Origin of the sequence: Pseudoalteromonas sp. NEC-BIFX-2020_015, from assembly GCF_012952265.1 — a bacterium.
Lineage (GTDB): Bacteria > Pseudomonadota > Gammaproteobacteria > Enterobacterales > Alteromonadaceae > Pseudoalteromonas > Pseudoalteromonas neustonica.
Map to the genome: position 1 here is coordinate 49,809 of NZ_JABCJL010000007.1, position 22,337 is coordinate 72,145.

Annotated in this window: 19 protein-coding genes and 1 pseudogene; 13 read left to right on the top strand and 7 right to left on the bottom strand. The window is 38.0% G+C overall.

Going from position 1 to position 22,337, the window contains the following annotated elements; genetic code table 11:
- Positions 1 to 59 precede the first annotated feature (59 nt).
- Entirely contained in the window at positions 60 to 2,015 is a 1,956-nt protein-coding gene (locus tag HH219_RS06950) for a S9 family peptidase (protein ID WP_169327013.1), read from the top strand.
- A gap of 137 nt (positions 2,016 to 2,152) precedes the next feature.
- On the opposite strand, the pseudogene HH219_RS21925 reads toward HH219_RS06950, so the two are convergent.
- Positions 2,153 to 2,413 (bottom strand): annotated as a pseudogene (locus tag HH219_RS21925) (IS3 family transposase); the annotation flags it as partial.
- A gap of 270 nt (positions 2,414 to 2,683) precedes the next feature.
- Here HH219_RS21925 and HH219_RS06955 point away from each other — a divergent pair.
- From HH219_RS06955 to HH219_RS06965, 3 genes are all read left to right on the top strand, one after another.
- A complete protein-coding gene (locus tag HH219_RS06955) occupies positions 2,684 to 4,726 on the top strand; it encodes a response regulator (RefSeq protein WP_211842043.1) in 2,043 nt (680 codons plus the stop codon).
- 97 nt (positions 4,727 to 4,823) lie between these two features.
- Positions 4,824 to 5,126 carry an H-NS family nucleoid-associated regulatory protein gene (locus tag HH219_RS06960; RefSeq protein ID WP_054205456.1) on the top strand — a complete coding sequence of 101 codons (303 nt, stop codon included), beginning with the start codon at positions 4,824 to 4,826 and terminating at the stop codon, positions 5,124 to 5,126.
- Between the two features lie 65 nt (positions 5,127 to 5,191).
- The gene (locus HH219_RS06965; protein ID WP_169327015.1) at positions 5,192 to 6,949 is read left to right on the top strand and encodes a DEAD/DEAH box helicase; all 1,758 of its coding nucleotides are present in this window, start codon (positions 5,192 to 5,194) and stop codon (positions 6,947 to 6,949) included.
- A gap of 71 nt (positions 6,950 to 7,020) precedes the next feature.
- Here the strand turns inward: HH219_RS06965 and HH219_RS06970 are convergent, their stop codons facing one another.
- Complete coding sequence (locus HH219_RS06970; RefSeq protein ID WP_054205454.1) at positions 7,021 to 7,353, bottom strand: ribonuclease E inhibitor RraB; 333 nt, start codon at positions 7,351 to 7,353, stop codon at positions 7,021 to 7,023.
- 185 nt (positions 7,354 to 7,538) lie between these two features.
- Here HH219_RS06970 and HH219_RS06975 point away from each other — a divergent pair, with 185 nt between their 5' ends.
- From HH219_RS06975 to HH219_RS06990, 4 genes are read left to right on the top strand one after another with little or no spacing between them, the layout of a single operon-like run.
- Entirely contained in the window at positions 7,539 to 9,245 is a 1,707-nt protein-coding gene (locus HH219_RS06975; RefSeq protein WP_349251610.1) for an autotransporter assembly complex family protein, read from the top strand.
- A complete protein-coding gene (locus HH219_RS06980; protein ID WP_169327016.1) occupies positions 9,245 to 12,925 on the top strand; it encodes a translocation/assembly module TamB domain-containing protein in 3,681 nt (1,226 codons plus the stop codon). Before HH219_RS06975 ends, HH219_RS06980 begins: the two co-directional genes overlap by 1 nt.
- 9 nt (positions 12,926 to 12,934) lie before the next feature.
- Entirely contained in the window at positions 12,935 to 13,762 is an 828-nt protein-coding gene (locus HH219_RS06985; RefSeq protein WP_169327017.1) for a transporter substrate-binding domain-containing protein, read from the top strand.
- A 35-nt stretch (positions 13,763 to 13,797) separates the two neighbouring features.
- Entirely contained in the window at positions 13,798 to 14,670 is an 873-nt protein-coding gene (locus HH219_RS06990; protein WP_169327018.1) for a peptidylprolyl isomerase, read from the top strand.
- A 105-nt stretch (positions 14,671 to 14,775) separates the two neighbouring features.
- Here the strand turns inward: HH219_RS06990 and queF are convergent, their stop codons facing one another.
- Entirely contained in the window at positions 14,776 to 15,621 is an 846-nt protein-coding gene (gene queF, locus HH219_RS06995) for an NADPH-dependent 7-cyano-7-deazaguanine reductase QueF (RefSeq protein ID WP_054205451.1), read from the bottom strand.
- A 59-nt stretch (positions 15,622 to 15,680) separates the two neighbouring features.
- On the opposite strand from queF, the gene syd reads away from it, so the two are divergent.
- A complete protein-coding gene (gene syd, locus HH219_RS07000; RefSeq protein WP_169327019.1) occupies positions 15,681 to 16,220 on the top strand; it encodes a SecY-interacting protein in 540 nt (179 codons plus the stop codon).
- Between the two features lie 118 nt (positions 16,221 to 16,338).
- On the opposite strand, the gene HH219_RS07005 is transcribed toward syd, so the two are convergent.
- Together HH219_RS07005 and HH219_RS07010 are read right to left on the bottom strand one after the other, a co-directional pair.
- Positions 16,339 to 17,112: a Zn-ribbon-containing protein gene (locus tag HH219_RS07005; RefSeq protein WP_054205449.1), complete on the bottom strand. Its 774-nt coding sequence runs from the start codon at positions 17,110 to 17,112 to the stop codon at positions 16,339 to 16,341.
- Positions 17,113 to 17,126: 14 nt separating this feature from the next.
- Complete coding sequence (locus HH219_RS07010) at positions 17,127 to 17,393, bottom strand: hypothetical protein (protein ID WP_054205448.1); 267 nt, start codon at positions 17,391 to 17,393, stop codon at positions 17,127 to 17,129.
- 392 nt (positions 17,394 to 17,785) lie between these two features.
- Between HH219_RS07010 and HH219_RS07020 the strand changes: the two genes are divergently transcribed.
- Positions 17,786 to 18,427 carry a GNAT family N-acetyltransferase gene (locus HH219_RS07020; protein WP_054205447.1) on the top strand — a complete coding sequence of 214 codons (642 nt, stop codon included), beginning with the start codon at positions 17,786 to 17,788 and terminating at the stop codon, positions 18,425 to 18,427.
- Positions 18,428 to 19,093: 666 nt separating this feature from the next.
- Here the strand turns inward: HH219_RS07020 and HH219_RS07025 are convergent.
- Positions 19,094 to 19,393, bottom strand: coding sequence for a DUF3301 domain-containing protein (locus HH219_RS07025; RefSeq protein WP_054205446.1), 300 nt, complete (start codon positions 19,391 to 19,393; stop codon positions 19,094 to 19,096).
- Complete coding sequence (locus tag HH219_RS07030; RefSeq protein WP_169327086.1) at positions 19,394 to 20,422, bottom strand: DUF3549 family protein; 1,029 nt, start codon at positions 20,420 to 20,422, stop codon at positions 19,394 to 19,396. It abuts the gene before it with no gap.
- Between the two features lie 367 nt (positions 20,423 to 20,789).
- Between HH219_RS07030 and HH219_RS07035 the strand changes: the two genes are divergently transcribed.
- The 3 genes from HH219_RS07035 to HH219_RS07045 are packed head-to-tail and all read left to right on the top strand — an operon-like array spanning position 20,790 to position 22,316.
- Complete coding sequence (locus tag HH219_RS07035) at positions 20,790 to 21,110, top strand: YqcC family protein (RefSeq protein WP_169327020.1); 321 nt, start codon at positions 20,790 to 20,792, stop codon at positions 21,108 to 21,110.
- Positions 21,103 to 21,867, top strand: coding sequence for a tRNA pseudouridine(65) synthase TruC (truC, locus tag HH219_RS07040; RefSeq protein WP_169327021.1), 765 nt, complete (start codon positions 21,103 to 21,105; stop codon positions 21,865 to 21,867). Before HH219_RS07035 ends, truC begins: the two co-directional genes overlap by 8 nt.
- A complete protein-coding gene (locus tag HH219_RS07045; RefSeq protein ID WP_054205443.1) occupies positions 21,867 to 22,316 on the top strand; it encodes a flavodoxin in 450 nt (149 codons plus the stop codon). The genes truC and HH219_RS07045 overlap by 1 nt, the downstream gene beginning before the upstream one ends.
- The last annotated feature ends 21 nt before the right edge of the window (positions 22,317 to 22,337 follow it).

Genomic DNA, 22,337 nt, shown 5'->3' on the forward strand with positions numbered 1-22,337 from the left:
TATTTAAGTTAATTTAGAAAGCTCTCACTCAGTGAGAGCTTTTTTTTTAAGGGTAATTTATGAAAGTTCATTTTTTCGGTTTACTTCTGGTGTTAATGGTAAACAATGTAATCGCTTCGAACATCAATATGCCAGTACTAGAAGCGTATGCGAAGCATGCACAGTATATAGACATCAAACTTTCCCCTGGCGGTGAATATCTTGCTGCGACATCTAGAGATATTGAAGGTGTGATTAGTTTAACTGTATTAGATTTAAGAAGTAATGAAGTGATCTCCATTACTCGGGGTAGAGGAAACGAATCAGTAAGTAGCTTTAGTTGGCTGAATGATGAGCGCTTACTATTAACTATGGCCCGTGAGGTAGGTTCGCTAGAAAAACCATTGCCAACAGGGGAGTTGATTGCAATGAATGCTGATGGTAAAAAAATGGTCATCCTAACGGGGCCAAGAGCTGCGACAAAGGATTATCGCTTTTCTTCGATTATAGATATTTTACCAAATGAGCCAGAACAAGTGTTAATTTATAGTGTCTCTTGGTCATCTTCAGAGCCATTTATCGACTTATATCGTATGAAAGTTTCAACTGGACGAAAGAAAGGGCTTGGCCGTATCCCCATGCGCGCTTATAAAGGCAGCGGTGTTGGTGTGTTTAGCAATAAAAAAGGAGAAGTATTAGCTGCTCAAGGAATTGATCCAAGTAAAAATAATAAACTAATATTATTAGCAAGAAATAATGTTGATTCTGATTGGAAGTCAGTTCTTGAATCATATGAATATGAAGGTAGTTTCTCTCCTTTATATTTTTTAGATGATGATGAAACCTTAATAGGAATTAGTGATTTAGAAACTGATACAAAAGCAATGGCTACATTTAACATCAAAACACGGAAGCATAAAGTTTTAATTTCTCATGATAAAGCCGATTTATCACCAATTATTAGTATTGCGAATGGAGTTCGTGGCGAGTTAATTGGCGCTAGATATCAGTATGAACAACTAGGTTCAATTTTTTTAAATATTGTAAAAGATAAAAAAAATCAAGCGATAATTAAAAGTTTGTTAAAGTCATTTCCGGGGCAGGCGGTAAGAATAACCTCTGCAACTAAAGATAATAAATCTATGGTCGTAATGACCTCTTCAGCAAATAACCCACCAAAATTTTATTTATATGATAATGTAAAAAGAAAGTTGTCGGTTCTTACACCGACTAAGCCTTGGTTAAATAAAGACATTGTATCTGAGACAACCATTATTACTTACAAGAGCAGAGATGGTTTAGAGATTACAGGCTTATTGACTTTACCTAAAGGGAAATCAAAAAACCTTCCATTAATATTATTACCTCATGGCGGACCACATGGAGTAAAAGATGATATTTCTTATATTAATGCGGATGTTAAAGTTCTCTCTTATCATGGGTATGCAGTTTTTCAACCTAACTTCAGAGGCTCTGGTGGATTCGGGAGATCTTTCTTAACAAGTGGCTTTAGAAAGTGGGGCACAGAAATGATTAACGACATGACCGATGGTGTCCATTCTTTAATCAAAAACGGTGTGGCTGATAAAGAACGTATATGTGTGTATGGAGCATCATACGGTGGCTATGCTGCATTACAAAGTGTAATTAATGAACCTGATTTATATAAGTGTTCAATAGGGTTTGTTGGTGTTTATGATCTAGACTTGATGTTTGAAGAAGGTGATATACCTGAAAATCAGTCAGGTATTAATTTTTTAAATCAAGTTCTACCTATAGGCGAATCAAGAAAAGCACAGTCGCCAGTGCACAACATTGATAAGATTAAAGTACCGGTATTCATTGTTCAAGGTGAAGATGATGTCCGTGTACCTAAAGAACATGCATTCAGACTTCGCAAAGGTTTAGAAAAAGAAAACTCTCCGTATGAGTGGATGATGAAAAGTGGAGAAGGTCATGGTTTTTATAAACCAGAGAATCAAATTGAGTTGTGGCAAGAAATGCTTCAGTTTTTAAATAAACATATAGGGCATTGAATTTGGATCACGATTAGGGTACTGCCGATCAGTTAAGCAATAAAAATCTTGACGATTGGTAAAGTGAGATCAAAATCCTATGATCATAGGTCATAGGATTTTTTATGCAACTTGCTCATGAATTAGCTACCACAATCCCATTCTAAGGTAGCATATTCAACAACATTCCCCCACGGGCCATTCCTATGAATAATTTCTGTTTTAAATAAACCATTTATCGTTTCAGCCATTGCGTTATCGTAAGAATCACCGCCACTGCCTACAGATACTTGAATGCCTGCTTCAGCAAATAGTTCTGTCTATCATATGGATAAATACTGACTCCCTCTATTGCTATGGTAAATCAGTTCTGTTGGATCACCATAATGCCAAATAGCTTGCTCTAATGCACCAAGAATGGCTCTATGTGCATCGTCGTTGAACAGACCAGCCCAAAGAGAGGTATATTCATGCTGTTGCGTAGTAACAAGGCTAATTGCACGTTCACGAAATTATTATGTATAGCGATTTGATTTTTTCATTGTTCCAGTTTCTCAAGCTATTGATTTTCTGGAAAACACGGGGCTATTCACTGCCCTGACACTGATAATAGCTATGGCTTCATAAACTTGAGTGCTAAGATTGTTAAAGGTATTTCAATTATGATTTCTTTTATATAAGTGACTCTTATGATTTTTAGTTTTTCATTAGTACTTTTCACTGCATTGATTACTTATTTTTTAAGTAAAAAATATTTGTCTAAAAAACACTTGTGTAATAATCAACATGAAGACCATAAGCAATTAAATCAGTTCAATAATACGCAAAAAATGATAGATGATATGCCGCTGATGATAGTTGTTGAAGATAAATATCATCAACGTTTAATGTGGAATGAGTCTTTTGAGAATGCATTTAGTAAGCAATGGGATGAAAATAATCGAGCTTATAATACTAACTCTTTAATTGCTGATGTTTTTATTACACAGAATAATGAGGTATTACACTCTCAAGTTTGCAGCGAATATAACATTCAGCTTATTGATAATAATAGTAAGTTGGTAAATATATTTTATGTAAAGCAACCATACCTTGATTTAGAGGGAGGTGTAACAGGAGTGATGACCTTAATAACACAGGTTTCTGAAGTTGAAGAAGCGTTTACTCAAAATGATCTCATTCATCAGTATTTACCTCAACTAGTTGAAAATATACCTGGTGGATTTTGTCAACTTGAATACTTTAATAACGCAGAGGGGAGGTTTACTTATCTTTCTCTAGGAGCCCAAAAAATATTAGGGCTCGCTGACGACTATATTAATCATCGAGGTGTTGTTGGGTGCATTTCACCTTCGGTTGTTGATCAAGACCGTGTAACAATTGCTAAAGCGTTTAAAGAAGGCGCGAGCAAGGGAGAAAATATCGATTGCCAGTTTCGTTATAAATCTAAGAATGAAATCCGTCGATGCCGTTTTATTGCAATTGTAAACCCTCAGTCACTACCTGAAGATGAAGGGGCTTCATGGCATGCAATACTATTTGATATCACAGAAAAATTACAACGGAAAAACAATGTAAATCTGAATAAAAATAAAGCTATTGATGAAAAAGGTGACCTATGGCACGTATTTTTAGATGATGAAAAATTAATTAATTTACTAGATATGTGCCAGGTTAGTTATCAACAACGAAATATAAAAGACTTTAAAGACGAATTTAAAAAGCCGGTATTTATTATAGTCTGTGAAGATGATTTAGATGTTTATTTAGGCTGTGATAAAGTAAGGAAATTAGCTGAATTTTCTGGTCGAATAATTGTAATTACTAAAAATAAAGATGATATTTATCATTTGCAAAATAATTTAATTAAAATATCTTATGAATCAATCAATGTAGTGACACTTAAAGAAGCATTTAAAATGCTTGCTCAGGGTATACAGAAAAAGAATAAAAATAAAAAAGATCTTCCACGAAAACTCAGTGGCAATATTTTAGTTGCAGAGGATAATCAAGTTAATCAGTTATTAATACAAAAACAGTTCGAAAGTTTTGGTTTAAAAGTAACACTTGCAGATAACGGAAAGACCGCGTTTGAATTACTAAATACTAAACCATTCCAAATGGTAATCACTGATTGCAATATGCCGATTTTAGATGGCTTTCAATTAACCTCAAAAATTAGACAGCACCGCGACGTTGCAGTGAAGTGTATTCCAGTAATTGGGATGACCGCAGATGATTCAAAAGAGATAATTAATAAAGCGCTTACAGGTGGAATGGACTGTGTGATATTTAAGCCCTATTCACTATCTCAACTGTACGAAACGCTTGTTGAATACCTACCACAAGACGTATTATTAAACAGCCGCGAGCAGCAGCTTAAAGACTCTCTCAGTGAAGAGGTTTCATTGTCGCACTGGGTAGCGGTATTTGGCAATAAGCAAGATGCACTTGCGATGGCACATGTTTTTCATGATACGTTGAAAAAGGATCTCATTGATTTAAACCATGCGTGTGCGATAAACGACGCCAAACAATATGAAAAAGTACTCCATCGAATAAAAGGCTCAATAGTGATGGTTAAAATAAAAACACTTGCGAGTAAGATAAAGGCATGTGAAATACAGCTAGCTGAAGAAGGTATTACTAAAAACAATAAATCTGTAACATTAATAAGTGAATTAACGATATTAAATAACATGGTTGCTAGTTGGTTAGACAAAGTGGATTAAATACTGGGTTCATCTTGGCCTAACATATAAAATAAGCTTATAATTTAATTGAATCATCTATCTAATTTTATAACTTAACAATTTAGTGAGTAAAAAAATGAAAGAAGTTAAAGCATTTATTAAATCAGCTAGTCTTATTGAGCTAGAAAAAGCACAAGCATTACTAGGTGCTGCAATAGCAAAACATACTGAGCAACAACAAGCAAAACAAGACGTACTAGACCTGTTAAAAGAAAAAGGTTTAACACTTGAGGATTTGCAAGATATCGTTGGCGATAAGCGTACCAAAGTATTACCGAAGTACCGTATTGAACATGAAGGTAAAATAGTTGAGTGGACCGGTAGAGGTAAGCGTCCTAAAGCATTTCAAGATGTTGATTTAACCAAACACCTAGCTTAATGTTTTGGGAGGCCGAGTGCCTCCCATATTAGTTTTCTTTCTTATTCATTAGTTGCAGTCATTAAATGAGTTATGTATTAAGGCCTTACCAACAAGAGGCTGTTGCACGTACTGTTGCCTTTTTTAGAAAGACAGATTCTCCTGCTTTAATTGTTCTCCCCACTGGTGCAGGCAAAAGTTTAGTCATTGCCGAGCTTGCTCGTATTGCTAAACAGAAAATACTCGTATTAGCGCATGTAAAAGAACTCGTTGAACAGAATGCGCAAAAGTATGAAAGCTTTGGCCTAGCAGCGAGTATTTTTTCTGCTGGCTTAAAACAAAAATCCTTATCTGAGCAAGTTACTTTTGCAAGTATCCAATCGCTTTCTCGTAATTTAAATCAACTCAATGAACATTATTCATTAGTAATTATTGATGAATGTCACCGAGTCAGTGGTGATGATAAAAGCCAATATGCTAAAGTAATTGATGCGTTAAAACGTCATAATGCAAAGTTAAAAATATTAGGCTTAACCGCGACTCCTTATCGCTTGGGGATCGGGTGGGTATATCATCGTCATTACCATGGTTTTGTGCGAGGGAATGCTGAGAGTCCATTTAAAGAGTGCATTTTTGAATTGCCGCTTCGTTACATGATTAAACACCAATTTTTAACACCACCGAAAGAGCTTGATGCGGCAATCAGTCATTATGATTTTTCGTCGTTATCGAGCAATGCATTTGGTCAATATAGTCAGCAAGATTTAAATCAATTATTGCAAGCGAATACTCGCGCTACACAAACGATCTGTGAAGATATAGTAAAACACAGTGAAAACCGTGAAGGTGTCATGATTTTTGCAGCGACAGTTCGCCACGCGCAAGAAGTTGTTGGTTACTTACATGGACAAAGCTGTGCACTGATCACGGGAGATACCGGTCATAGTGAGCGAGATAAAATAATTGCAAAATTTAAGCAAAGACAATTGAAATTTTTAGTGAATGTGTCAGTGCTTACTACTGGTTTTGATGCCCCCCACGTTGACTTTATTGCTATTTTAAGGCCCACTGAATCGGTTAGCCTTTATCAGCAAATAGTTGGGAGGGGGCTGCGTTTATCATCAGGGAAAAGTGATTGCTTAGTTATTGATTATGCGGGTAATGGCTTTGATCTTTTTCATCCTGAAGTTGGCAGTAAAAAAGGTAATAGTGATAATGAGCCTGTGCAGGTACTTTGTCCTGGGTGTGGGTTTGCTAATATTTTTTGGGGCAAAATAGACGGCGCAGGAAAAGTCATTGAACATTTTGGTCGTCGCTGTAAAGGCTTGCTTGAAGATGAACATGGCTATAAAGAGCAATGCGATTATCGGTTTCGTTTTAAGGAATGCGACAACTGTGGAACACAAAATGATATTGCTGCCAGAGAATGCCATTCTTGCCATGCTATAATGGCAGATCCTGATGACAAGCTGCGAGCAGCACTGAACTTAAAAGATGCGCTAGTACTGCGTTGCAGTGGCTTAAGCGTATCTACTTTGGTAAACCATACGCAGATTATTAAGCTAACTTACTTTGACGAAGATGGTGCAAGTTGCGATGAAATATATGATTTTTCAAAACCGGGGGCGCGCTACATTTTTAATAAGCAATTTGGTAAACGTACTAATAATGGGCAAACACCGGTTGATTATAAACTGGCCGAACAAGTCATCGAAAATGAAACATTATTGGTAGCGCCCGATTTTGTGATTGCCCGAAAAAGTAAAAAATATGGCTGGAAAGTCGCAGATAAATTGTTTGATTATCAAGGCAGCTTTAGGAAAGCGAATCAGTTAAGTCGTTAATTCACTTAACTGATTTTATGACCGATCTAAGTTTACACTTGGAGGGGGTTATTCGTAATTATACTAACGTACTAATCATTACCATCCATTAATCCCCAACCATCCCCATAACCTTTATAGCCATTGGCGATACTTTCTAAATACTGCTCTGTTTGGCCTAGAAGAGTGTGATCTGGCACCATTTCAACTTGTGTAATTACTTCCCAAATACCCGTGTCTTCACACTGTACTAATTCGGTTGCAGGGGCGAGCTCATCTTCAGCTATGGCTGTGGCGAATGTTTCAGCATCGCTCTTTTGTTCAAATAAAATATAAAAATCAATTTTGTGCATGCGTGCTAAATCAATACCAGCAGCCGCTATTTCTGTTAAAAGTTGGCCATTGTCATCATCAGGAAAGTGCATTTAAAAACCCAGTAAAAATAATTCAAATTAGTTAGTGCCATTGTAACTAAAATTAAGCGCTTTAGCGTACTAATTTTCACATTTGAGTTACTGCGCCCAAGCATATCGATATGTTACTATTTCAACCTTGATGGTTGATTGTTTTTAAGTAGGGGTATTACTTGCCGATTCGGATCGTAACACGCATTGTTTTTATTGTTTGTTTTTGTATAACTACACATATTTTTGCGGCTTCATTAGTCGTTAATGATTATGAAATAAATGGGATCAATGGTGATCTTAAGAATAATGTAGCGCTTTATTTAAAGCAGTTAGAGGGCGAAAATGCTAATCGTGCGCTGCTTAACCATGCAAAAAAACAAGTTGAGCGAAGCCTAAGAGCGCTTGGGTACTATAAGCCTGCGGTTAAATTAAACTTTGACCACGGGTCACAAAAACTCATTGCAACTATTGAGCGTGGCCCTGTTACTCGTATAAGTAATGTTAATATCACAATAAATGGAGCGGGTAGAACAGACCGCTTACTTGCAAGTACGATTGAAAGCATAAAAATAAAACAAGGCGATATTTTAAATCATAGCGATTACGATACTGCGCGTAAAATCCTAGAAGCACAACTTCTCGAACTTGGTTATTTTGATATGAAATGGCAAACGCATAAACTCGCTATCTCGTTAAAAAGTAATAGTGCTGACGTCGTGCTAACAATCGATACCGGTGAGCGTTATCAATTTGGCGATCTGATAATTACAAAAAACACGCCTGCAGAAAAATACATTCGTTCACTTGCAAAATTTTCTCAAGGAGGCAGCTATAAAGCAACCAAGGTTGCAGATTATAACTTAGCCCTTTCGAGTACGCCATATTTTACCAGTGTCCGAGTTTATGCTGATATTGCTAACCGTGCAAATAACCAAGTGCCAATTAATGTGGATGTGTTACACAAACCAGCGAATAGTTATGAAATTGGTGGTGGCTTTAATACGGATTTTGGGCCTAAAGTTCGGTTTAAATGGTCAAAACCATGGATCACTGACGATGGCCATTTTTTAGAGAGCAATTTAAACCTTTCAGCAAAACAGCAAGACATATCTTTTAGTTATACGGTGCCGGTTGATGACCCTAATGATGATCTTTGGCGTTTTTCTGCGGGCTATAAATTAGAAGATGAAGTGACTGAAGACATCTACAGTAGGATTTTGACTGGTCAATTACAAAGGCAGTGGCTAACAGAGGATGATTGGGTACGTACAGTATTTCTTCGTCGAGATCATGAAACTTACCGAATTGGTGACGAACAGCAACAAAACTCAAAAATGTTTATGCCGGGTATTAGTTACGCAAAAAAAGAGACAAAAGGTGGAACAACACCTTATTGGGGTGAGCAATGGCTGGTATCAGCAGAGTTTGCGCTTGAGGATGTGTTGTCTACAACGAATATCGCTAGGGTGCAATTTCAAACTGCATGGTTACGTACTTACCTTAACAAACACCTTGTATATTTACGGGCAAATGTAGGGGCAATGCTTGTGGATGATATTAATAATGTACCCTTGTCGTTACGTTTTTTTGCTGGTGGCGATCAAAGCGTACGTGGTTTTTCATATCAATCAATATCACCAGAAGATGAAGAAGGGCGCTTGATTGGCGCCAAGTACTTACTCTCAAGCACCGTGGAATATAATTATCAATTTGCACAAAACTGGCGTGTAGCCTTATTTGTTGATAGCGGTACAGCTACGAATGACTTTTCTGATCGGGTAGAAGTAGGGGCTGGATTTGGTTTTCGTTATTTAACGCCAGTAGGGCCAATTCGAATTGACCACGCATGGGGACTTACGAAAGAAAGTAAAAGTACGCGTTTAAGTATTACTATAGGGCCAGAAATTTAATGTCAATTACGAAAAAAGTTACAGCCGTCTTAACCGCTCTTTTATGCACTCTTGTTGCAGTGGTTTTTTGTTTGCTTTTTACCGCGCCAGGTAACCAGTTAATTGCATATAGTGCAAACAACATGGTGGATGGATTAAAGATAGATATTAAAAAAGGTCGATTTTTATACAGTGACCCATTCGATGTTAAATTTAAAAATGAAAGTATAGATTTCACAGCCAAGCAACTAAAACTGGATTTATACTGGTGGCGTTGTGAGGGGTTATGCATTGAAAATATCAGTGCGCAAACTATCAATGTTTCTTTAGCCGCAAGTACAGAGCCATTACCAAAAATCTCAGAAGACGTGCAGCTCGAGCAAAGCAACACCATTGAGCTACCCATTGATATTTACGTAAAGAGAATAGCTGTTCCTACATTTACATTAAAACACCCAAGTGCTGATGTAACGGTTAATAACTTTATATTGGCAGCTTCGGCGGCACAATCAACTGTTGTGTTAAATAACCTCAGTGTGGCGAAAGTAAAGGTTATATTAAAATCAGTGGAGCCAACACCCAGCGAACCTTTAGTTGCACTTGCAGCACTGCCGGATATTCACTTTACTTCAGCGTTGAATATGGTCGTTGAGCGGTTTAATGTGAGCAATGTCAATATTGTTCAAGAACAAAGCAGTCATGATATTAATAATATTAATGGAGCATTTTCAATTGCTGGTCCACGTATTGAATTAATGTCTTTAAGTGCTGATTATTTACAGTGGCAACTCGCGAGTCAGTTAAATGCAACATTAACCGAAAATACACCTATAACGGCTACAATTAGCCTAGAACATCCCGCACACCACATTGCATTGGATGTATCTGGCGATTTGCATAGTTTAGCACTGGATATACAAACTCAGGGTGAATACCCATTGAGCGCACAGCTTGAAGCTGATTTAAAAACGGAGAACTTTCCATTTTCAATCAATGCAAGTATCCAACAATGGCTGCTTGATGTGGAACATAACACGTTAAAGATTAATGATGTGCAATTATCTGGTAAGGGTAACGCTGATGACTACGCTATTAATTTAATTGCACAAAGCCAATTGGCCGCCTATCCAAAAGTACAAATCAAGTCAGTTTTAAAAGGGGGGCTAACCCATATCAAAGTTGATGATTTAGCCCTGCTTGCAAATGATAGTAAAGCAACCGTGACTGCATCAGCAAGCTGGAACGACGGCATTAAAGGACAGTTTACTGGCTATCTTAAAAACTTAAAGGCACAGTATCTTACTGATACGCTCACGAGTGATGTATCAGGCCAATTAAAAGGGGCATTTAATATAGAGCAAGAAAACTGGCAGTTGGTGATGAATGATACACAGCTCACTGGCACCTTGAATGATATGGCATTTACCTTTGCATCTGACTTTGACATAAATAACTCACTCCATGCCCGAATCAATAAGTTTGAACTCTCTAGCGGCGAAAACACACTGGCCTTAAGTGGCGATGTGACAAAGCGATGGAATATTAAAGGGAAACTTCACTTAAATAATACGATCCCAGATAAATTACCAATCACAGGGGTGGGCGATGGTAGCTTAGTGATCGCTGGAGAGCGTTTAGAACCGATTGTTAATTTAAACATTGCAATGCGTGATTTAAATTTTTCAGACATAGCAATAGAGCAGTTAGTTTTAAAAACAGATTTTAATTACGCTGCTGATTGGCAAACTAATGCAAGTTTAAAGGTTGAAAACGCCAATGTGTTGGGGCATAAAATTCAAACCTTAGCGATAAATGCCGCGGGTGATAAAACTGACCACCAACTCCAACTCCAACTTGATCTAGATGCTTTGCAAGGGAAGGCGCAGTTTGAACTTGCTGGAAAATTCATAAATAAAGAATGGCAGGGTAATTTAAAGGATGTGCTATTAACCGATAATGTTCTACGCTTTCGTGCTAAACCTGCTATTGCAATTAATATTAATACTGACAATGGTGATTTTTTAGTAAAGCAGCACTGTTGGCAAAGTGAAAATAGTAAATTATGTATTGATGAGTTAAATCAAAAAAATCAACAAGGTAAACTAAGTGCGAAGTTGGTTAACTTTGATTTATCACAGATCAAATATTTATTACCAGAGAATGTAATTACACAAGGTGACTTGAATGGTCATATTAACGCTAACTGGCAAGGGCGTGAATTAAGCGCCTTAACAGCCACGATCAATTCTCATGATTTAGTAACTACATTGATCAATGAAGAAAACCGTTATCGTCTACCGCTAGAGACATTCACCATAAACGCAATTGCGGATGCACAGACTGCGCAGTTTAATGCACGTTTAAACTCAAGTGTGATTGGCAACATTAATGCAGACTTACAGGTAACCGATTTAACAGACGCGCAAAATATGTCGGGAACGTTAGATATCGATAAAGTCTTACTCACTGATTTACAGCCACTTATTGGGACGCTTGAACAGTTAAAAGGTGCTATTAGTGGTCAAGTTGCAATCGCTGGGACGACAAACTCACCGTTATTAAGTGGAGAGCTTGATGTAACTGGGGTTAATTTACAGGGGGAACAGCTACCTGTTTCGTTAGTTGATTCAAATGTTAATATAGCATTTGATAAAACGACTGCTGTGTTAAAAGGAAAATTAAAGGATGGTGATGGCGGCTCACTTGATTTAACGGGTGATATTGATTGGCAAGGAGAAAAACCAGCGGTCAATTTAAGTGTATTAGGCAAGCAATTTTATGTCCGCGCGCAGCAAGGTGTGTTATTTAAAGTATCGCCAGATTTAAAAATTAGCTTGGCAGATAATACTTTTAAACTAGCAGGTCAAGTTGTTGTGCCCTATGGACGTATAAAGATCGAAGAGTTACCCGAAGGGGCTGTGCAAGTTAGTGATGATGAAATAATTGTAGATAAGCAAGTTGAGCAAGCTGATGTTGTGCCCTTCAATTATGATATAAACTTGAAGTTGATTGTTGAAAATGATGTGCGGATTGATTCATTTGGCCTAGAATCAAAAATAGAAGGGGACTTAGCAATTAGTTTAAATCAACAAACGCCAATGATAGCAACGGGTGAGTTGAACTTACGCCAAGGCACTTATCGATCATTTGGCCAAGATTTGATCATTCGAACAGGGCAAATTGGTTTTAGCGGTTCGATTGAAAAGCCTTATCTTAATATTAAGGCAATACGCAATCCTGAAAACACAGCTAATGGCGTAATCGCAGGTGTGACGTTAACAGGGAATTTAGAGCATCCTTCTTTAAAGGTTTTCTCGGAACCTGCAATGGATCAAGCGCAATCATTAGCGTATCTACTAAATGGTCAGCCATTGGATGAAGGCAACAGCTCATCAGATGCAATGTTAGCTCAACTTTTGCTTTCACAAGGTGTAAGCCGAAGCGAAGGGGTTGTATCTAAAGTTGGTGAAAGTTTTGGTTTTTCTGATGTTAGCTTAAGCTCTAAAGGCAGTGGAGATAACACTAAAGTTGAAATATCGGGGTATTTAGCACCCGATATTAAAGTTAAATACAGTGTTGGGATTTTTGACTCATTAAGTGAGGTTGCAATGCGTTATCAACTAATGTCACAGTTATATATTGAAATTACGAGCAATATAAACCAGAACGTTGATATTCTTTATAAGTTTGACTGGGAGTAAAAAGGCGCGATGCTAAAGCTGGTACTAGTATGCTTACTATTTACATTTAATGTTAGATCGAATACTGAGCAAACAGTGCGCTTTTCTGCGGGAAGCCATCCGTATCCGATTGAATTATTAAAGCTAGCATTGGGCAAGTCAGAAATAAAGATGTTACCTGAAGAGATCGGTAGTATTCCTACACAAACACGTGCAATACGTTTATTAGGTGAAAAAAATGGTATCGACGTATTTTGGGGCGCAACAAGTTCAACGTGGGAAAAGCAAGCAAAGGCAATTTTAATCCCGATAGATAAAGGGTTACTTGGTTATCGTATCCCTTTAGTTAATATTAAAGATAAAGAATTATTTGCTAATGTAACTCACTCAGGGCAATTACGAACTTTTCTATTTGGTTTGAGAGAAGACTGGCCAGATACCGCAATTTTTATTAATAACGAGTTACACACGCAAATTTATGGTCAAGGTGCAGATCCTATTGAAATGCTAAAAGCGAGGCGAATCGACGCATTACCTTATGATATTTTTGATTTAGCACAAAATTATGGTGATGATATTGTTCATGACAAATATATAGCAATACGTTACCCATCAGCGCTTTACTTTTTTGTTGCGAATAAAGATGCCATTTTATATGAGCAAATTAAATCGGGCTTATTAGCAGCGATTGCCGATGGATCCTTTGATGAGTTATTTAATCGTTATTTTGCTAAAACTATCGAACTGGCAGATCTGAAAAACCGCCGAATTATTGAACTTGTAAATCCTTTACTCCCGCTAAGTGCACCAATTCACCAACCACATTTTTGGCTTGATAAAAAAGCGTTAACCAAATAATGTAGCACCACAAAAAATAAAATAAGTTGTGGGATATGTTGAAGAAATCATGCTTAGCTGCAGTTGCACTAATACTAAGTCAAACCAGTGTTGCGAAAACAGCTGCGCAGCCAACAGCGAGTAGTGTTATAAACAGCGCCAGCGCACAAGAGTGGCGAATAGTTGATGCTGACAATATACTAAAAATCACGTTACCAACGGGATCTGCATATATCGAGCTCAACCCCTTACTTGCTCCTAAACATGCTGAGAATATAAAGCAACTTGCGCGTGATGGATTTTATAAAGGGCTAAGTGTTTATCGTTTTGTAGAAGGCTTTGTTGCGCAAGGTGGTGATGCAAGTGGTAAAAAATCAATAAAAAATGCAAGCAAATCACTCCCTGCAGAATTTTACCTTACTACAGCAACGGCACTTAACATAACTGAACTTGATATCACCGATGGCTATGCGCCGCTAACCGGTTTTTTAAAAGGATTTGCCGTTGCGCAAAATGAGGCTCAAACACAAACTTGGCAAGTGCACTGTAATGGTGTATTTGCGATGGCTCGTGATAACAACATTAACAGTGGTGGAACAGAATTTTATGTCACTATCGGTCATGGGCCGCGCTATTTAGATAGAAACATTACTGTGTTTGGACGCGTTCTTGAAGGAATGGAACACTTTAATCGTTTATCCCGAACACCAATAGAAGGTGAACTCTTTAACCCAATTGCAGATATACACGTTTTAGCTGACATTGCAAAGCACGATACAAGTCAATTTAAAGTGTTAAAAACGGATTCGAATGCCTTTAAGTCACTTATTAAAGCGCGGCAAAATCGCAGTGAAGAATGGTTTGTTGAAACCCCAGATTATGTTGACGTATGTGGTATGCCAATTCCGACAAAACGATTGAAGAGCTAATTGAGGACACTAAACCCCGAACTAGCTCGGGGTTTAGGTTCTTGAATTCAAGTATTAAGTGCAATCATTATGCAGCCACCAGAACTTCTGATTGCCCCGTAAACATTACTGTCGGTTTATTTTCACTGCAAACGGCACATTATCGTGAGAAGTTGAGCGATATGGATTGATATCAAGACCTCCACGGCGTGTATAGCGAGCATACACTTCAAGTTCAGTGATGTTTAATTGCGCCATTAAATCACAATATATCCGCTCTACGCATTGCTCATGAAACTCATTGTGGGTTCGAAACGAAATCAAATAACGCAGCAAAGATTCTTTACATACTTGCTCACCAGTATAACGAATAATAATACTTGCCCAATCGGGTTGCGAAGTAATTAAGCAATTAGACTTAAGTAAATGGCTGTGTAATGTTTCACTCACCGTATTAGTGGAGGCTGGTTTAAGAGAATATGCATCCAAATGATAACTATCGATTTGAATATCTAACTCATCAATACATTCACCAGGTAATGGTGTGCACGGTAAGCAATTATAATCATTAGGGCTATACAAAACGACATCGATAGGCATTGAAACGCCAGCAGATAAATCGGCAATTAAAATAGCTTTTACGTCTTCAATCGAATCAAACCGCGTTTGATTAAAGCTATTTAAATATAATTTAAAAGACTTTGATTCAATGATATGACTGCTTTGACAAGGAAATATAAAGCTTGCGACTGCAACGACGGGCTTACCTTTAGTATTTAACCAAGAAAGCTCATATCCGGTCCAAATATCTTGGCCTTTAAATGGGAGAGCAGCTTCATTTATATCAAGTGCATCACGATTAAGTTTACGTGCAATAGGAAACAATAAACTAGGTGTGTAGGTATCTACATATTCTGTTGATTGGCCAAGTACACTGTCTTTTAATTCAGGTGAGTTGCTGTAATCTGTCATGTTAGCTCTTTTGTAGTTACAATAGCGCTATTATACCTAAAGCTTATGAGTTTCGCAGTATGTCTATCACCTCACAATTAGAGCAACTTCACCAATGTTTTGCTAAACGACAGTTAGAGCTGACGCAATTATTACCACGCATTGAACACGATAGTGATTGGCCAAGTCCGTGCGAGGTTGGTACTGCTGATGCAAAAGGGTTGATCCAATGGCAAGCGGTATGTCGTAGCCCCAACGGCTCTTTAACTGATTTAGCTAATGCGCTTGATGTTAAATTTCCAGATGCGCTGAATGAGTATTATGGAATGTTTTTCGCGGGATGCATTACTGCAAAAATAGACGAACACGAAGTAGAGCTACTGCAAGCGTGGAGTATTGAAGATTTTGATCTACTTCAGCAAAATATTACCGGACATGTATTGATGAAGCGCAAGCTTAAGCAAGACCCAACTGTATTTATAGGCTTAACAGATCAAGAGGATTTACTCGTCTCAGTGTTAATTACGACGGGTGAAGTATGCTTAGAATATGTAGGTAAAAAGCCACATCATATATTGGCTCCTAACCTAGCTGCATTTATTGAGGCACTTGTAGTTTAAAGTATAGATATTCGCGGAGTTAGATTTACTCCGCATTGTTTATACCCAAGCCACCTCAATATGTGAATTATGCATCTTGAGGTCGCTTGGGTATATTCGACTTTCAATGACCCTAATGTTATTGAAAATCCCACGATATATTAGAGACTAATCCACACGGCTCACATTTAAAATCAAATAAACCAAACCATGACTCAGGTAATTTCCAATCGCTGTTACAGCTAGGGCATTTACGCGCAAGTTCAGATGCTTTATCTGTGCCACCGACACGATATAAATAATAATACACTGGTTTTTTAGTTAAACAGGTGACCCGTTTTGCTATGTCTTTACCACGACGAGAAAGGTCGCTATCCAGATTTGATATTTCATCCAATGCAGGAAACTCACAGCGTGTTGCACCATTAATTTGAATTTGGTCACAGGCTTGCCAATCTTCTTGCCACTTGATTAGTGTTTTATAATCTCCGTTAGCAATAGCGGGGATCTTAAACAAGGGGACGGGTAAAAAATCATCGCCACAATACAGCGGGCTACAAGTGTGAACATAGGTCGTGTATAAAATATAACTCGATGGCTCATGGCATTCATCAGCGCCATTAGAGTGGATATCTTGGCCTATCACTTTTACTTTTGGTGCAAGCAAACCTGCGGCGTGTAATTTATCAATACTGTGTTTTACAAACGGACTATTATTGAGTGGATGCATTGCATCATTAGTAGGGCACATCACGCGCGTTATGAAATAACCGTCTTTTAAAACGGTTGGAAACTCTTCCCCCATAATTTGACCGTTAAAACGAAGTGCATTTACTAAGCGATTAATTGCTTGCTCAGCATTTTCAAGGGTCGTATCTTGGTAACAATCAAACGTTAAATCAACAACAAACATGGTGGGGTCTCAAATTATTTATTTTCTAGTAATGCCAGTAATCGGTCGAGCTTTGCTTCAAGGCGATCAAGTTGACTTGAATTATTTACAGCCTCTACTTTTTGTTGAGGTTGTTTTGCTAAATTATGAATAGACTCAGGGTTGTTTTTATATTGACTCACCGCGGCAATAATAACGGGTAAAGGGATCGTTTGTGTCAGTTTGCTTTTTGTCAAAGCAACAGTCGGGGTTTTTCCTTCATCTAGAAGGGCTTTAATCGCATCAAAAACAACAGCATTCATTCGGTTTATAAACTCTTTAAATAGGGCGTTACACAGTGCTGTGTAATACCGGACTATAATAACAGTAAGTTGGCTCTAGCCAAACAATTTACTGTTGGCGTAAACGTACATTTAGCTCATCAACCACTTCGCTCCAGTGAGTGTTTTGTTCTAAAGGTGTCGTCATAAAATAGTGGTGTGCTTCTTCCTAAAGTCGCTTTTGTAATGATATGTAGTGCCGTATCGTATTTATATCATACTCCTTGATGGTTACGTTAAACCAGTGATAGAACTTTATAATGAGTTATTAGAGTTTAACTCCCGCTGAATTTGCCTTTTAAAGCGCATAGGAATATACCTATAGTACTTAATGTATAAAAATTAAAATAAGCAAACGCTAATAAGGATTAACGATGACCGTCGAAACACAAAGTGAGACATTTCGAGTGCAATACATTGCTGCCGAAGATATCAGTATCGCAGCGAGCTTAATTTATCAAGCCTATCATGATGATCCTGTTTTACAGAAAATGCTTAATTACAGTGAAGCAGCCAAAGGGCCTTATGAGAAAAAACTACGTTCTTTAATTCGCGAAGAACTCAATACATTTTGGCAAGAAAAACAACCCTTGATAGGTTTATATAAAAATGAACGATTAAAAGCAGTAGCCAGTGTTTTTGAATCACAAAGCCAACTACAGGCGCAACGATATTGGCATTGGCGCTTAAAGTTAATGCTCAGTGCTGGCTATTTACAAACGAATCAGTTGATTGATAAAGAGCAAACGATTCGTGATGCCTTAGTTGAGCAAGGTAACTATTACTTTTTAGCCTTTATTGCGGTTGATCCGCATTTTCATGGTCAAGGGCTCGGCCGTTATTTACTGCGCGGTTTAGATGACCTTGTAAAAAGTAATAAAGAGTCAAGTGGAATGGCAGTGTTTGTAACGCAAGGAAAGCATACGGCTTTTTTCAAAAGTGAAGGCTTCACGTGTTTACAGACGCTTACCTTTAACAGCGTACAAGGTGAGCTGTTATTTAAATCGGCTCAATAACATTGACCCAATTAAAACGGCCATAATGGAAGTTTGCGTGTAGGATATATCTTACAGTGGTGTGCGCTTTATCAGTTAATTTTACGTATCTGTATTGTTGTTTTTATTTAATTCATTGTTTTTAATGTACTTTTTGTTTTTTGCAAAAATGTTACATGAAAATAATTATTATTTGCCACTATCGTTAAGTCCCGTTTGCTTTAAACTTCATTTCATCAAGACGATACAGACTCAATGATTGAGCTGGTGCCAAGGAAACGGATTACGGCAATTAAGCAAGATGCTTAGCAGGAAGCAAACGGACAAGTTAACACGGATGCAAGGATGAGTTAGGACACCGCGAGGATGCGGAACATTAGCGGAGCTAATGATAAGGATAACCCAAAGGATTATATTACAGGAAGTAATAGGAGCGTTTGGAGACGCAGGATGGCCAAGGTGGCAAGAGGATAACACTAGGATGTGTAGGATATTGCATTGATGCAACGTGAGGGTGTATGAGGATGTATACCCGTTCAGGGGAAAGATAAAAAGGGTGCTTCGGCTTAGGTATGGATGCCTTATTATGGATGAAGTAAGATTTAGGCGTAACTATATGTTACGCCTTAGTTTTTTGTGTTTCATGTCAAACTATTAAACCTCAAAATATTCCTGATAATTCTCTAACTAGATCTTGTGCGGTGGCACTAAAACGCTCTGCAGCATTTCATTTTCCATAAATAAAACACCTTGATAAGCGTTTTCACCATCACTGGAGAATTCAAAAGTAAACTCGCTTTTGATCCCTGGTTTGCCGCTTTTTAAAAGCCCAAAGCGGCGTTTAGTACACGCGACACTCATTAATTGAACTTGGAGTTGCTCACTTTGACGTTTTGCATGCGCGTTAGCTGCTTCGGCTACTTTACGATTTAGCCAAAAAAAATAAATTACACTGCCAATAAGAATGAATGTCCACAAACTTGCCATTTAAGAAAATAACCTTCCAATTGCTCGCGCGAGGGTTTCGCTGCGATTTTCTTTACGTAGTAAACCTAATAAGTGTGGTCTAACACTTGGTATTGCAACTAAATCAGCAAAAATACTTGGGAAAAGCTCTGCTATTTCTTGGTGGTGGGCGCAGTTGTCCATAAAAATATGTAAGCGCTCTGCGTCGGTAAGTAAATTAAAACAGCGTCCAGCAATAGTTAATAAAACATCCGACTCGGTGGAAATGTCTGATTGTAAAATGCTATCGACTAATTGTGCGGTGAGTGTTTGGGCTTGTGCTTTTGACATCGCACGTAATGCGCAGCATAACGCTAGAGTATCTTTTTGCGCAATAGCATGCTGAGCATAGCTCAGTAGTTGCTCGCTAAAAGTGGGTGGTATTTCTACGTGTTCAAGCATCGCGCTGAGTGGTTGTAATACATCGGCTGGCAGATGCTCCCATGCTTGTTGTAATGCAGCTTGGTTTTTATCGTCATTTAAACGCAGTGCAAAATCAGCAATACCTTGTATCGCAACACTTTGCCAATTTTCAAAACCTAATTTCCCACTAAAATAAAGTTGTGTATATTCGTAATATTGTGATGCAGGTTGTTTTAATAATACTTTTAACAGCGCATTGAACGCAGCAAGTTTATTCGCATTGGGTGTGAATACATAAGGGTTGTTATCAAGTTTGCCGTCAGCGTGTGCGCCTGTTAAGTCATTACCTAGTGCTTCTATGACCATATTGGCAAAATGATCGCGACTTGCGCAAACAAGTTTGCTTTGTTCATCAACTGGAAACTTTAAAAACCATACATAAGGTTCACTGCTGGCTTTACGATCCCAAAATTGAATGGCTAACCATGCATGGCCTGCCAATGGAAAAGGATAGGGGATCAGTGCTTGCTCAATAGCTAAAAATTGCTTTTTATCTAGTTTGGTAATATGTCTACCAATATCAAAAACGCGCCAATTTGTGCCTGCGCCATCAAGTAATTGCCCTAAGGTTGCGATCTGCTCGGTCATAATGATCCAATGATTTTTTACTGCAAAATTAGTTAAATTATACGTCATAGCAGGCCATGAGGGAACAGGGTATATACCCAAGCCACCTCAAGATGTAGAATTCAGCGTTCCACAGGGGCTTAATATCAAGGCGTTACTTTGCAATAATGGTCGTCCCTTTTAAGAAGTAACAACGTAGGGAGTCAGCGCCTGTGAAACGCCCAGAGGGTTGGTTTAAAAGCGATTTATACTGCGTTATTGATTTGAACAATAGAACCACTATTATTTGCAATCAATGCCTTGCCTAAATCGCTTTTAACTCCAACTGAAACTCGCATCTTGAGGTAGCTTGGGTATAATTAACCAATATTTATCAAAGAGGGTGGTTATGTACCAATTAACCCAAACCTATTTAACGCAACTTAAAGCTTTATTAAAGCAGCATCAACTTTGGCAAAATGAACCTATTGATGTTCAAGCGTTAGACTCAACAGTGCCTTTTTGTCACGATACAATGGCGTTTGAGCAGTGGTTACAATTTGTATTTATTGAAAAAATGCAAATGTTAGTCACTCATCAACATCCATTACCAATTAATTTTTCAATTGCGCCGATGGCCGAGCTAATGCTGACAAAAAAAACCGGTGCGGCAGCCATCACTGCATTACTCTCTGAGCTTGATAACATTTTAGGAAGTGGCCATGAATGAACGCCCTGATCCAATTGAATTTGGTGAATTAGAGGTTTTATATCGCGATGAAAACTATATTGCTATTAACAAACCATCAGGTCTGCTGGTTCATCGTTCATTTTTAGATAAGCATGAAACACAGTTTGCAATGCAAATGTTACGAGACCAAATAGGTCAGCATGTTTTTCCAGTGCATCGTTTAGATAGGCCTACCTCGGGTATATTACTTTTTGCATTAAGCTCTGAAGCTGCGCGTGATATAAATCAGCTTTTTATTGATGGTCAAATATCTAAACGGTATTTAGCGTTAGTACGTGGTTTTGCACCAGAGTCGGTATTTTTAGACAAGCCACTTAAAGAAGAGCTTGATAAAATAGCTGATAAGTTTGCAGATCAAAATAAGGAGCCACAAGAGGCGCAAACCCAGTTTAACTGTTTACATCAAGCTATGTTGCCGATCCCGATTGATAAATACCCCACTGTACGTTATTCGCTGGTGGAATGCTTTCCTAAAACGGGGCGAAAACATCAAATTCGCCGTCACTTAAAACACTTATCATTGCCAATTATTGGTGATGTAAATCACGGTGATAATCAGCATAACCAGTTTTTTAGAGAGCATTTTGAATTACGTCGATTAATGTTATTTGCAACTGAGCTTAATTTTGTGCACCCTTATACTCAACAACTGATCAATATTAAAGCGCCGTTAGGTGAGGCAATGCTTACTATTTGCCAACAACTTGGCTGGCCAAATACAGAAAAGGATTATTAATGGCACATATTAGTATTTTTGTAGGCAGTGTTAATGGCGGCGCAGAACGTTTAAGCGATGATATTGCAAAAACAATTGAGCAAGTGGGTCATACAGCCGTTGTAATTACTGAAGCATCACTTGATGATATAAAAAATGCCTCGCATATTTTAATTGTTACCTCAACTACAGGGCAAGGTGATGTGCCAAGTAATTTAGCGGGGTTATATTTTGCTATGAATAGCACTTCCCCTATGTTGACAGGCAAACCTTTTGGCGTGATAGCGATGGGAGATAGGTGTTATGGTGAAACATTTTGTGGAGCAGGGCGAAGCTTTGATGAGTTATTACGCGACTTACAAGCAAAGCCTGTTGGTAATCGCTTAGAAATAGATGCCAGTGAAAACTTTGAGCCATGGCCAGTAACAGAGCCTTGGCTAAAGCTGTGGTTAACGAAGCTTCCAGAGTAAGTAAAAAGAGCGCATGAGCGC

What these genes read in the sequence shown, in the direction of transcription:
- HH219_RS06950 (WP_169327013.1), top strand. Translation starts at nt 60, where the DNA reads ATGAAAGTTCATTTTTTCGGTTTACTTCTGGTGTTAATGGTAAACAAT.
- HH219_RS06955 (WP_211842043.1), top strand. Translation starts at nt 2,684, where the DNA reads ATGATTTTTAGTTTTTCATTAGTACTTTTCACTGCATTGATTACTTAT.
- HH219_RS06960 (WP_054205456.1), top strand. Translation starts at nt 4,824, where the DNA reads ATGAAAGAAGTTAAAGCATTTATTAAATCAGCTAGTCTTATTGAGCTA.
- HH219_RS06965 (WP_169327015.1), top strand. Translation starts at nt 5,192, where the DNA reads ATGAGTTATGTATTAAGGCCTTACCAACAAGAGGCTGTTGCACGTACT.
- HH219_RS06970 (WP_054205454.1), bottom strand. Translation starts at nt 7,353, where the DNA reads ATGCACTTTCCTGATGATGACAATGGCCAACTTTTAACAGAAATAGCG.
- HH219_RS06980 (WP_169327016.1), top strand. Translation starts at nt 9,245, where the DNA reads ATGTCAATTACGAAAAAAGTTACAGCCGTCTTAACCGCTCTTTTATGC.
- HH219_RS06985 (WP_169327017.1), top strand. Translation starts at nt 12,935, where the DNA reads ATGCTAAAGCTGGTACTAGTATGCTTACTATTTACATTTAATGTTAGA.
- HH219_RS06990 (WP_169327018.1), top strand. Translation starts at nt 13,798, where the DNA reads ATGTTGAAGAAATCATGCTTAGCTGCAGTTGCACTAATACTAAGTCAA.
- queF (WP_054205451.1), bottom strand. Translation starts at nt 15,621, where the DNA reads ATGACAGATTACAGCAACTCACCTGAATTAAAAGACAGTGTACTTGGC.
- syd (WP_169327019.1), top strand. Translation starts at nt 15,681, where the DNA reads ATGTCTATCACCTCACAATTAGAGCAACTTCACCAATGTTTTGCTAAA.
- HH219_RS07005 (WP_054205449.1), bottom strand. Translation starts at nt 17,112, where the DNA reads ATGTTTGTTGTTGATTTAACGTTTGATTGTTACCAAGATACGACCCTT.
- HH219_RS07010 (WP_054205448.1), bottom strand. Translation starts at nt 17,393, where the DNA reads ATGAATGCTGTTGTTTTTGATGCGATTAAAGCCCTTCTAGATGAAGGA.
- HH219_RS07020 (WP_054205447.1), top strand. Translation starts at nt 17,786, where the DNA reads ATGACCGTCGAAACACAAAGTGAGACATTTCGAGTGCAATACATTGCT.
- HH219_RS07025 (WP_054205446.1), bottom strand. Translation starts at nt 19,393, where the DNA reads ATGGCAAGTTTGTGGACATTCATTCTTATTGGCAGTGTAATTTATTTT.
- HH219_RS07030 (WP_169327086.1), bottom strand. Translation starts at nt 20,422, where the DNA reads ATGACCGAGCAGATCGCAACCTTAGGGCAATTACTTGATGGCGCAGGC.
- HH219_RS07035 (WP_169327020.1), top strand. Translation starts at nt 20,790, where the DNA reads ATGTACCAATTAACCCAAACCTATTTAACGCAACTTAAAGCTTTATTA.
- truC (WP_169327021.1), top strand. Translation starts at nt 21,103, where the DNA reads ATGAATGAACGCCCTGATCCAATTGAATTTGGTGAATTAGAGGTTTTA.
- HH219_RS07045 (WP_054205443.1), top strand. Translation starts at nt 21,867, where the DNA reads ATGGCACATATTAGTATTTTTGTAGGCAGTGTTAATGGCGGCGCAGAA.